Source organism: Ornithinibacillus liuyingii, from assembly GCF_055550225.1.
This window is the reverse complement of record NZ_JBPWOS010000002.1, coordinates 261,518-273,407: the sequence shown is the minus strand read 5'-3', so window position 1 is coordinate 273,407 and position 11,890 is coordinate 261,518. Positions and strand designations below refer to the sequence as shown.

General features: G+C 37.9%; 10 protein-coding genes. 3 read left to right on the top strand and 7 right to left on the bottom strand.

The annotated features are described in order from the left end of the window. The first annotated feature begins 395 nt into the window (after positions 1 to 395). The 3 genes from dat (at position 396) to ACSKT4_RS04240 (ending at position 4,020) form a co-directional block, all read left to right on the top strand. The gene (dat, locus tag ACSKT4_RS04250) at positions 396 to 1,268 is read left to right on the top strand and encodes a D-amino-acid transaminase (RefSeq protein WP_186869255.1); all 873 of its coding nucleotides are present in this window, start codon (positions 396 to 398) and stop codon (positions 1,266 to 1,268) included. Between the two features lie 87 nt (positions 1,269 to 1,355). Beyond that, positions 1,356 to 1,865, top strand: coding sequence for a DNA topology modulation protein (locus ACSKT4_RS04245; protein ID WP_186869254.1), 510 nt, complete (start codon positions 1,356 to 1,358; stop codon positions 1,863 to 1,865). Positions 1,866 to 2,022: 157 nt separating this feature from the next. Beyond that, positions 2,023 to 4,020 carry a S9 family peptidase gene (locus tag ACSKT4_RS04240; RefSeq protein ID WP_465822870.1) on the top strand — a complete coding sequence of 666 codons (1,998 nt, stop codon included), beginning with the start codon at positions 2,023 to 2,025 and terminating at the stop codon, positions 4,018 to 4,020. Positions 4,021 to 4,108: 88 nt separating this feature from the next. Here ACSKT4_RS04240 and ACSKT4_RS04235 read toward each other — a convergent pair whose 3' ends face one another. The 7 genes from ACSKT4_RS04235 to ACSKT4_RS04205 all read right to left on the bottom strand — a co-directional run bounded on the left by ACSKT4_RS04235 (position 4,109) and on the right by ACSKT4_RS04205 (position 11,622). Continuing rightward, positions 4,109 to 5,071 (bottom strand): alpha/beta hydrolase, encoded by a 963-nt coding sequence (locus ACSKT4_RS04235; RefSeq protein WP_186869252.1) that lies wholly within the window; start codon positions 5,069 to 5,071, stop codon positions 4,109 to 4,111. Positions 5,072 to 5,389: 318 nt separating this feature from the next. Continuing rightward, a complete protein-coding gene (locus ACSKT4_RS04230) occupies positions 5,390 to 6,499 on the bottom strand; it encodes an ABC transporter permease (RefSeq protein WP_186869251.1) in 1,110 nt (369 codons plus the stop codon). Further along, on the bottom strand, positions 6,496 to 7,761 hold the full coding sequence (locus ACSKT4_RS04225; protein WP_186869250.1) for an ABC transporter permease: 1,266 nt from the start codon (positions 7,759 to 7,761) through the stop codon (positions 6,496 to 6,498). Before ACSKT4_RS04225 ends, ACSKT4_RS04230 begins: the two co-directional genes overlap by 4 nt. 13 nt (positions 7,762 to 7,774) lie before the next feature. After that, positions 7,775 to 8,707, bottom strand: a complete 933-nt coding sequence (locus tag ACSKT4_RS04220) for an ABC transporter ATP-binding protein (RefSeq protein WP_186869249.1) — start codon at positions 8,705 to 8,707, stop codon at positions 7,775 to 7,777. Positions 8,708 to 8,998: 291 nt separating this feature from the next. Next, on the bottom strand, positions 8,999 to 9,808 hold the full coding sequence (locus ACSKT4_RS04215; RefSeq protein ID WP_186869248.1) for a cytochrome c oxidase assembly protein: 810 nt from the start codon (positions 9,806 to 9,808) through the stop codon (positions 8,999 to 9,001). A 92-nt stretch (positions 9,809 to 9,900) separates the two neighbouring features. Further along, a complete protein-coding gene (locus ACSKT4_RS04210; protein WP_186869247.1) occupies positions 9,901 to 10,530 on the bottom strand; it encodes a response regulator transcription factor in 630 nt (209 codons plus the stop codon). A gap of 12 nt (positions 10,531 to 10,542) precedes the next feature. Beyond that, entirely contained in the window at positions 10,543 to 11,622 is a 1,080-nt protein-coding gene (locus tag ACSKT4_RS04205; protein WP_186869246.1) for a sensor histidine kinase, read from the bottom strand. Positions 11,623 to 11,890: the final 268 nt, after the last annotated feature.

Genomic DNA, 11,890 nt, shown 5'->3' with positions numbered 1-11,890 from the left:
CAAGGAAGCATATTCCTCGGGGCAACTCGTAGTTTATTCGGTAGAAGTCTCGCTCGTGGCTAGAGTTTTACCATTAAACTACACCCGCATTAAGTGTATATAGTATATTGTGATTACTCACACATATTGACAATGTTTTGTGAATGCAGAATTTATTATAGCAACATTTTCGACAGGATGCAAGGGAAATTTTAATTTCCTCTATAGTTTCTGTAAATTTTATAGCTGAATTGTCGAATTTTGACGGTATGCAACAGACCTCTAATCCTCTGTTCCCTCGCCCACCACATAGAAGACTAACCCATTTTAATAATACGAATATTATATAAAAACAATCATTTACAATACTATAAGGAAGTAATAAAATAGTCATATCACTAAGGAGGGGAATAGCGTTGTCTTTATTTCCAGTAATCTTATCACAAGCTAAATTTATCCATCGAGACAGTTTAAAATTTCCTATTGAAGAGCGCGCGCTTCAGTTTGGCGATGGTATATATGAAGTTATTCGAGTATACAAAGGGAACTACTACTTATTAGATGAACACATCGATCGATTATATCGTTCTACAGAAGCTATAAAAATTAAACTCTCGCAATCTAAAGAGGAATTAAAAAAATTACTATTAGAATTATTAGAGCGTAACAATGTAACAGAAGACGGAAAGGTATATATGCAAGTATCCAGAGGATCAGCACCTCGTGATCATGTCTTCCCGACCGATGTGGAACCAAATGTCTATGCCTATGTACAGCCTCTTGCTCGTAATCTAGAAGCTTTACGAAACGGCGTTCAGGTCATTACCCACCGTGATATCCGTTGGGAGAATTGTTTTATAAAGAGCTTGAATCTATTACCTAATGTCATGGCTAAGCAAGAAGCAAAAGAGCATGGCTGTTATGAAGCAATCCTTCATCGAAATGGTCGGGTAACGGAATGTTCTGCTGCGAATATTTATTTAGTTAAAAACGGCACGATCTATACGCATCCTGCAACAAACAACATCTTACATGGGTGTGTTCGGATGGCAATTGAACGATTCGTCGATGAATTATCAATTCCATTTATCGAGGAAGCTTTTACGCTAGAGGAGATTACAGAAGCTGATGAACTCTTCTTATCTAGCAGTACATCCGAGGTTATGCCTATTGTTCAGGTCGACGGGAAGCTAGTTCAAGACGGAAAGCCTGGTGAAATAACAAGAAAGCTACAAGCAGCATACGAGAAAGATGCCAATATAATCGAAAACATCATAGCAAACGCTTAATGAACGGCTGTCTTATTATCCGGGAAAACTCCCTTAATGAGACAGCCCTACTTTCTTTTACACCATTTTACCCATAAGGAGGTCGAAATGAAGAAAATCACCATTATAGGAAATCCGGGAGCTGGAAAATCAACCTTAGCAAGGCAGCTTGGCGACAAACTTAATATCCCTGTCTATCATATGGATTCCTTATATTGGAAGCCGAACTGGCAGCCAAGTGAGGATACCGAACTAATCCAAAAACATGATGAAATATTAAAGCAGGATAGCTGGATCATTGATGGCAACTATAGCGCAACCTTACCAAAGCGGTTTGCCGATGCGGATACGATTATTTTCTTAAACTACTCAACCCTACGTACATTATATGGGATAACGAAAAGAAGAATTCAATATCGGAATCGGACAAGACCAGACATGGCAGAAGGCTGTCATGAGCGATTAAACTTAGACTTTATCCGCTGGACAAAAGATTACAACAAAAATAAAGCACCCAAAATGTATAAAAGATTAGCAAATTTAACGAACAAAGATATCCATATTTTTGAAAATAGAAAACAATTAACGGATTGGTTACAACAAAAACTACCAAACTAGCAATTCGCAATTGCTTCGAAACCCGAAGTAGTTTAAAATGGGAAATAAGTATTCGTCTTCTCTGTTGACAATACTCTAGTTAGCCCTATGCAGATGATTAATTTTCGAAATATTCCATCTGCAAAAAAATCCAATTTACAAATCGGAGGTTTAATCAATGACAAAACGCGCAATCACGACAGAAGATTTTATGAGCTTGGAAGTATTTAGTGATCCACAGTTTGCTCCTGATGGAACTACATATGCTTATGTTTCAACTACAATCAATGATAAAAAAGAATACGAATCCAATCTATTTGTTCAAGACCTAAACGAGAAAACAGCTAGACAATGGACATTCGGTCACCATAAAAATAGCAACCCCCGTTTTTCTCCGGATGGAACGAAGGTGCTATTCCAATCCAACCGAAGTGGCGTACCACAATTATGGCTACTTCCTTTAGACGGTGGTGAAGCAAAGCAGCTTACAACCTTTAAGAATGGTGCTGTCAATGCGGAATGGTCCAAAGACGGAAAATCAATCCTATTCACTGCTTCATTAGACAAAGATGACGATGTTGCCAATCAAAATGAACTGTCAAAGGAAGAACTCCAAAAAGAAAAAGAAGAAAAAAGTAAACAACCACTTCATGTTACGAATCTAAAATATAAATCTGATGCACAAGGATTCCTTGATGATAAGAAAGCTCATATTGTTCTTTATGACGTGGAAAAAGAAACCTTCACCCAATTAACAGAAGGTGACCATCACTACAGCTATCAAGATATTTCTCCAGACGGCTCAACCATTTTATTCTCTGCTAATCTAAGTGAAGAATCGGATTACGAGCTAAAAAGCGATATCTATCTCTTAGATACAGCTACAAAAGCTATTACACGACTAACGGACGGTGACGGTGCTTACTACACAGCAAAATATTCTCCAAGTGGAAATAAGATTGCTTATCTTGGACATAAACAACAGTATTTAAATGCTACTTTAACAGAGCTATATGTCTATGATGTTGAAACGAAAGAAACAGTATGTCTAAGTGAAGACTGGGACTTCCAGCTTGGCGATTTAATGGTAGGTGACACTCGTCTAGGCGGTTCAGAAGGTGGTCCAGTATGGTCAAGTGATGAGAATAAAGTATTTTTCATTGGATCAGATAATGGTGCTGTCAATCTTTATGAAGTCAGCTTAACTGGAGAATTAAAAAGCTTATATCAAGCAGACAGCCATGTATTTGGTTTCAGCTATCATCCAACAAATGAAAGCTTTGTTATCGGTGTGAGCACACCTACTGTTCCATGTAATTTCTATTTACTAGATTCAAAAGCTACTGTAGAACAGCTAACAGATGCAAACCGCGAATTTTTAGACAACGTTGCAACGAGCGTTCCTGAAAGCATTACATTTAAAGCGAAAGACGGCTGGGATATTCATGGTTGGGTGTTGCGTCCTTATGGATTTGAGGAAGGAAAGAAATATCCATTAGTACTAGAGGTTCATGGTGGCCCACATGCTATGTATGGACAAACCTTCTTCCACGAAATGCAGTTACTAGCAGCTCAAGGCTATGTTGTCTTGTATACGAATCCTCGCGGAAGCCATGGTTATGGTCAGAAATTCGTTGATGCTTGTCGTGGTGACTATGGTGGTGGCGATTACGGTGACGTTATGTCTGCCGTGGATTATGCACTAGAGACTTATGATTTTATCGACCAAGAACGACTAGGCGTAACAGGAGGAAGCTATGGTGGTTTCATGACGAACTGGATTGTAGGTCACACTAATCGATTCAAAGCTGCAGTTACACAGCGTTCTATTAGTAACTGGCTTAGCTTCTATGGAGTAAGTGACATTGGTTACTTCTTCAACAAATGGCAGCACGGCTATGATTTACTAGACGACCCTAAAGCATTATGGGATATCTCGCCTTTAAAATATGCAGATAAGGTAGAAACTCCACTATTAATTTTGCATGGTGAGTTAGATTACCGTTGCCCAATTGAGCAAGGGGAGCAGTTCTTTGTAGCATTAAAACATTTGAAAAAAGAAGTAGAATTCGTTCGCTTCCCAGGTGCTAACCATGAACTAAGTCGTAGTGGAAAACCAGAAATGCGTGTTGAACGTTTAAATCATATTTTACGCTGGTTTGACAAGTATTTGTAAAATAGCATGTTGAAATGAAATATGGTGAGTGTCTTCGTAGAAAATTAGAGACACTCGCCTTTTTACGCTTCTTTATCATATTCATTACCTATTCATTATCTAAATTATCCTTAAGAAACGTATTCAATACCTGTTTATACCTCGCCTCATCCATGACAAACGACTCGCCATGGTTCGCCCCGTCAAAGGTCACTAGCTCAGCCTTACTTTTCGTATGTTCATAGAGCTCATGTGTCATTTCTGTCGGAACAAAGGTATCACCATTCCCTGTTATATATAAAATAGGCACCTTTGCTTTTTTCACTTGTTCTAGTGCAGAAGCTTCCTTAAATGAATAACCAGCTCGTGCTTTCGTTAGAAGACTTGTAGAATGAATAAAGGGAAAAGCAGGAAGATTAAACATTCTATCAATCTGGTAGGAGAACAAATCATGTACACTTGTATACGGACTATCAGCAATCACTACTTTCACATTATCCGGTAGCTCCTCCCCTGCTGTCATTAGAACCGTGCCAGCTCCCATTGATAATCCATGAAGGATAATTTCCGTATCCGGACCTAACTTATTAATCAATAACTGAATCCAATCGACATAATCTAATCGGTCCGGCCAACCAAATCCATAGTAATTACCTTCACTTTTGCCATGACCTCGTGAATCAGCAGTAAAGAAGTTATACCCTAATTCCTCATAATAGTACTGGCCATATAAGCCCATATCACTTCCACGGCCTAAATACCCATGAGCAGCGATAACAAGCTTATTCGTCGGTTTTTTAGCCTCAAGGAAATAGCCTTGAAGTAATAAACCATCCCGTGACGTCATCTCCATATATTCAAACTCCTGGTCAGCTACCCAATCACGCCAGCCACCTTCTAGTAGCACGTCCATCGTTTCAGCAGACACTTCAAGGTCCTTATTCCCACTTAAGAAATCCTTTGGTCCTCGACTTATCGCTAAATCATAAAAATAAAAACTAGCGATAACATCTATAATGAATAAAATAATAAATAGTCCAGCTAAGCCCTTTATAATCTTTCTCTTCACCATATTTCCCCCTAGAGTTTACTCTTGTTGTCTATCATACTATTATACTAGAAATTTTTACAAAAAATTTAAAATTCTTTTTGGTAGATATTTGTAACAACACCAGGATTACACATTATTTTTCAAAAAAGGCTATAGGAGAGAACATACATTGAAGTTATCTACATAAAATTAGCTCCGGAACTATACCTATACTCCAAAAGCGACATCGGTAAATGCCTTATAGAAATAAGGACAGCTAGGCTCACCATCTGCCTGTTAGAGCAATGTATATTTCCGGAGCGAGTGACTTATCGTATCATCGATTCCATTTATTTTGATTTAAATATGTCTTCTTTCCATTAAATGGATGCCAATTCCCATCATCCCTACACCCATTAATACTAAAACACTAACTGGTATTAAAACCTCTGACAGCGGATAGCCATACACCACTATGCCTTCTAGAGCCTGCATCCCATAATAAAGCGGATCAGCTTTCGCCAGGGTTAATAATAACTTCGACTCCACAATCTCAATTGGCCAATATGCCCCACCAATCATTGCCATACTAACTGAAATAATCGGTAGTATAGCATTAAATTGCTGCATGTTCTTTACAATAGCTGTAATTAAAAGAGAGAGTGCAACAATGGCAAATACATAAGGAATTAACAGTAATAATGTTTCAACAAATCGTCCATTAAAGTCAACTCCGACAATATACCGGAATACCGAAAATGTGATAGCCACTTGGATATAGCCGGTAATAAAGCTATAAATTAAATTCGCAACATACATCTCCCACTTTTTCACCGGGGATAAAATCATTCGGTCCCATATCCCCTCTCTTTTTTCCAATAAGATGGAGATTACATTATAAGCAATCGTATAAATAACAAAGAATAAGGAAAAACCAAATATGTGATGTAGGTTACTATTATAAACAAACGCGCCTTCCCCACGAAAACTTGTTGATTCGATAGAAAAAATCGGTTCACTTAATTCCTGCTTCATCGTTTCTACGAATGCTTCTTGCTCCGTTTTTGATGTTAGACCACTCTGCTTGATAAGCTGTTCTTGCAAACGTTTATCTAAATAAGCAGAGCGAATAGTGCGTTCAATTAGCCCTGTATTAAAGGAATCTACCCCGACAACAATTTGAAAGTCCTCTTCCTTTAAAACAACACCTAATTCACTCTTCCCATCGGAAACCATCTCTTTTAGTTCATCCTCTGTCACCCAGATAAATTTCATCGATTCTTCCAATTCCAAAAATTCTATTATAGAAGCGTCCACATTATGTTCTGCATAGACCGGAACCGTTATATTGCCTGGGCCCGTTGATCCACCAAAGATAAGGGCAAAGACGATCGACATGCCAGTAAACATCAAAAATGTAAACGGAGCACGGATAAACTGCTTTAGCTTCGCGTTTAAGATTCCAATCATGAAGATACCCCCCTCTTCGGAAAACATAAAATTGCAATTACTACGACCGCTAACCCAAAGCATACTAAATAGATTAGCTGATTCCCTATTGCACCAAGCTCTTCCCCCCGTAATATAGTCAAATATGCTGTCATACTAGCACCATTTGGGGTTAGATTTCCGATAAACTGAATCGTTTTAGAAAATTCACCAACAGGTGCAAAGCTACCACCTAAAACAGCGAATACCGTGACTATAATACCGGAGAAGATATGGATAATCGATTCTGAATTTCCTCGGAAGCTCAAAGAAACTAATAGAACTGCAACACCACCTACCGCAAGAGAAAAGGCCAACGTTACTAGTAAAAATCCCGTTAATCCTGGCCATGTCACACCAAATACAAATCGCGAAAACGTAAAGATAATAATAGCCTGGATAAACGCAAACATCGTTCCAGAAATCCATATACCAAGAAAATACACCCATCTTGATACATTAGCTACAATAATTCTATCTAATACATGCATTCTCTTTTCGTTATACGCAATAGAACCGATAGCACTTGCTATAAACAAAACGTTCATTAATACCATACCTAACGTATAATAAGCCTGGGATGTGACAGGTTCTTTTTCATTGATTGTTACGATCTCACTTTTTATACTTTCTTCATCTAACTGCAATGTTTCCATATCCAATTGATTATCCTCAACAAACTTCCCTAACGTCATTTGCTCTTGAAATTGTTGCAAAATACGATGGATAATCGAAACACCAGATTGATGCCCTTCATTTTGTATAATGAGAAATGCGGGTTGTTCATCCTTATTTCCAATTAAATTGGATAGCGTATCATACGTAAAATTCTCAGGCACTTCAATTAACGAAGTATACGAATCATCTGCTAAGACTCGCTCACGCTCAGAGGGATTAATATACTCTACTTTAATAAACTCTTGGACTGTTTCATTTTCCAAGACCGATTCCTTTAGTAGATTAATCGGTGCCATATGATCGATGTTCGTACGAATCTGTTCCAATACATCAGGTGGAAGTACCTTCTCCATATCCTGCAAAAACCGTTCAACTTGCACCTCTTCCGCTTCATGTTCCAAAAACGCCACTTGAAGTGTTATTGGCTGACTCTCCCCGTTTATCCAATTACCTAACGCAGTGGATAGAATCGTAATAAGTAATACCGGAAGCGCAAGAAGTAATAATAATTCTTGAGGGTTTCTTAAGATAATGAGACCTTGCTTTTTAATAATATTCCACAGCATCCTATTCCCCCCTCTAATCTCTTAATGCCCTGCCAGTAAGGTGTAAAAATACATCCTCTAAAGTAGGGGCTTTGTTATCGACAGAGTGTAGTTCGATTCCGTGTTTCTCTGCTATTTGAATGACCTCGGAAAACATGCGAACCGATCTTGGTACGATAACGAGCACTTCTTTTTCTCCTACTGTCACACTCGTTACAGATGGATGTTCTCGTAACGCAGTAAGAAATCCCTCACTAAATCGATCCGCCTTAATGGATATCGTATTCTCGTTGGATAAGATTTTCTTAATTTCATCCTTTGTACCAGATGCAATTAGATTTCCTTTATCCATAATGTAAATACGGTCACATAACAGCTCTACTTCCTCCATATAATGACTCGTATACAATACGGTCATTTTTCTTTCTTGATTTAGCCGTTTAACCGTCTCTAAAATATAATTACGGGATTGCGGATCAATCCCAACAGTCGGTTCATCCATAATAATCACTTCTGGGTCGTGAAGCATGGCTACACCGATATTTAACCGTCGTTTCATTCCACCTGAAAATTTCTTTACAATGTCTTTACGTCTATCGGTTAGTCCAATTTGCTCCAATACTTCATCGACCTTTTGTTTTAATTTCTTACCACGCAAATGATAGATCCTTCCGAAGAAATAAAGATTCTCCTCCGCTGATAGATCTTCATATAGAGCAATCTCCTGTGGTACAATGCCTACTATCTTTCGGAAGCTGCTAGGATTCTTGACAATACTTTTGTTCTCGAAAAGGACATCCCCGCTGGTAGGCTCTACTAATGTCGACAGCATCGAGATTGCTGTTGATTTACCAGCACCATTGGGACCAAGAAGTCCGATAATCTCACCTCTTTCTATAAATAAATTTAAGTTCTTTACCGCTTCAATCTGTTTAAATCGTTTCGTTAAGTTCACCAATTCGATCATTTGATTCCCCTCCTAAATTTAGAATACGAGAAAAGCTCCAGTTTACATACTACCTGGAGTCATGAAAAGAAATTATTGAGGTATGACTTGAGTCACTTTTTTAAGAGAGAAACGTGAAATTTTGGGTCGATGGGGGGGTGTAGACATTTTGATATGCCTTTTAGCTTTCACACTACCATTTGGATACATGTATTTCATTGCGAGTTCTTTACATGATTGTGATCCCATCTTACCAACTTAGACATTTCGGCACTTACAAAAAAGTAGCTTCCGAAACCGAGAGCTACTTTCTTACACTTTTTTTATAACTTGTCGTTTAATAATAGATGACACGGTAAATACAACTAGAACAGAAGCGAACAATATCCTCCCACCTAGCTGTTGCTCTGCAACTGGCTCAAACGGTAATAGTTGCAATACTAACTGTGGAGATAATTCGGCCCCTGCCGGCAAGCATACTTCCAATGCTTGTGTAAAAGTTGTCAAATCCGTGTATGCTTGATATAGGATTTCCTTTGAAAATAGTAGAATCCCAGCAAGCGGAACAATCATTCCTATACATACGACATGATAAATAAGTGTCCTTGTCCAATCGCTTTCTCGAATAATTGGTATCCATAATAGTAAAGCGGTAGCAAATAGAGCTAACAGGTAAAAGTAATTCCCATATAGGTCCACACGAGCTTTATCAAAGATCGGTGGATGGTGATATATGTATAAGGTTAAGAAAAATACACTAATGCTTACATAAGGTTTCACAAGGAAAGACACTATTTTAGTAACCCATTTATTCCGTAGTGCTCGGTCTAGTATAGTACGTTTCATACCAAGTAACAATAAAGGCGGTACAATCACGCAAAGTAGAACGACTTGTATTATATGAACGCTAAACTGAATTCGTCCGATAATATTAATTGGGCTCCCTGTCGCGATAAATAGGACCATTAATCCAAGGAAAAAGCAAACACTCTTCCACCAGGAATGCTTCTTCTCCTGTGGCAATAAAAATAGATAGATAACAGCGGCAAACGCAATAAACAGAAATATTCCTGTATTCCAAAGAGACGCAAACGGAAATTCCTCTAACATGATGGAAAGCATGTCGAACACCTCTTATTTAGGTTCTTTCCCTCATTATAATGGATAGGAATGCTGGACATTAGTGTAAGATAGTACAACTTTATGAATGATTGCTACAGTTCATGCTTTACCGCAAAAATCGCAAGCTGGGTACGGTCTCTCAAATCTGTCTTTTGCAAAATCTGGGTAATATGATTTTTCACAGTACCAATTGAAAGAAAGAGTTCATCGGCAATTTCTTTATTTGTTTTTCCTTCGCCGACTAATCTAGTAATCGTTAATTCCCGTGGTGATAAATCAACTTTTACCGTTTCTTTGGTACGTTTTTGAAGTAAACGGGGCATTACTTTAGCTGCGACTTCATCATGTAGCATTAACCCACCATTCATACAGCTATGGACTGCTTCTAATAGCTTTGTTGAATCGGCTGTTTTCAATAAGAAACCATTTGCTCCCTCTTTCAATGCTTCTACTACATATTCATCATCATTAAAGGTAGTTAGAATCAATATTTTAATATTTGGCCACTTACGTTTAATCACTCTAGTTGCTTCAATTCCATTCATAATTGGCATGCGAACATCCATCATAATAAAATCAATCGCATATTTTTCAAGAATAGCTATTGCCTCCGCACCATTTTCCGCTTCATGTGTCACCTTAATATGCTCGTCTTGTTCTAGAATAACCTTTAATCCCTGTCTTACAATTGCTTGATCTTCCACTAATAATACCCGCCACATATGATTGTCCTCCTACTCCGATGGAATAATTCCGGATACGTAAAATTGATTTTCTTTCTGATACACATCGAGTCGTCCACCAATCTGTTCTAATCTCTTTTTCATATTGGTTAGACCGAAGCCGAATGTAAATGGCTTTACCTCATAAACGGCATTCGATATTTCAAAGGTGACATCTCCAATTGCAGATTTACCTAATACGACATGGATTTCTCTAGAATAACCATGTCTCATCGCATTGGTGAGGGCTTCTTGGAGCACCCGGTATAAGACAACACTATGATCATTTGATAACGGAACAGTAAGTACACCCTGCTTAATGGTGAACTGAACAACGATTTGACTTTCCGCTTCAAGCTTACGAATAAGATGTACGACTGTTGCAATTCCTTCGCTTTCTTCTGCCTGGAGTGTTTTCACAGCCTGTCTTGTCTCTCCTAAGCTATCCTCTGCCATCTTTTTCAACTCACGATAATCTTCATTTTTCGTCTGGATGGCTAATGTCTCCAGTTTCATAATTAAAGCTGTTAGTCGATGTCCAACTGAATCATGGATATCACGTGCAATTCGGTTCCTTTCCTCAACACGCGCAGCTTCTTCTGCAAGTAGATTCAATCTTTTTAGCTTACGATATTCACTACGTAATTCTTCATAAAGATTACGCTGTTCTTGTAACATCGTGACGTATTGATTAATGGATAGAATAAGGAAATACAAAAATACAACCATCACCATAATCGCTACTACATGACTCATTTGAAGATAACTAAGTAAAATCGATATAAGCAAATTCATCAGGATATATAGCTTTAATTTTTTCTCGCGCAACCGAAAAGATGCGATCATAGAAATATAAACTAATAGGATGATTGTTATTAGATTCTCTTCTGCTATAAGTAGCCCATGTAAGAAAATAATAAATGACAACAGGATGTACACATAAATCGGTACTTTTTTTAATGATAGAAAGAAGAAACTGGCCATCGCTCCAGCAAAACACAAAATGCTAACCCAACTATTGGTACTATATTGAATGATCAAATAGGTCCAAAGTAAGACAAATACAATAAACCTACCCCAGAAGTATTTCATAACACCCTACTTTCCTAGCATATAATTTTGATTATATTCTATCATAGTATAGTTCTATATTTTGCTAAATTTCGCATTTAGAGAGATAATACCTGGCTACTCATTTGATGCGTGTAAATGTGAATTTAGTATTTGTTCCCCAAATACAACAAAAAAAGGCGTGGTTCTACAATTCACTACGCCTTGCAAGTATATTCGTGTCGAGCAAGCTCCTCCCTATAGTAACAATCATATCTCGTTCCTTCGTCCCTTTCACAACATTATCTAA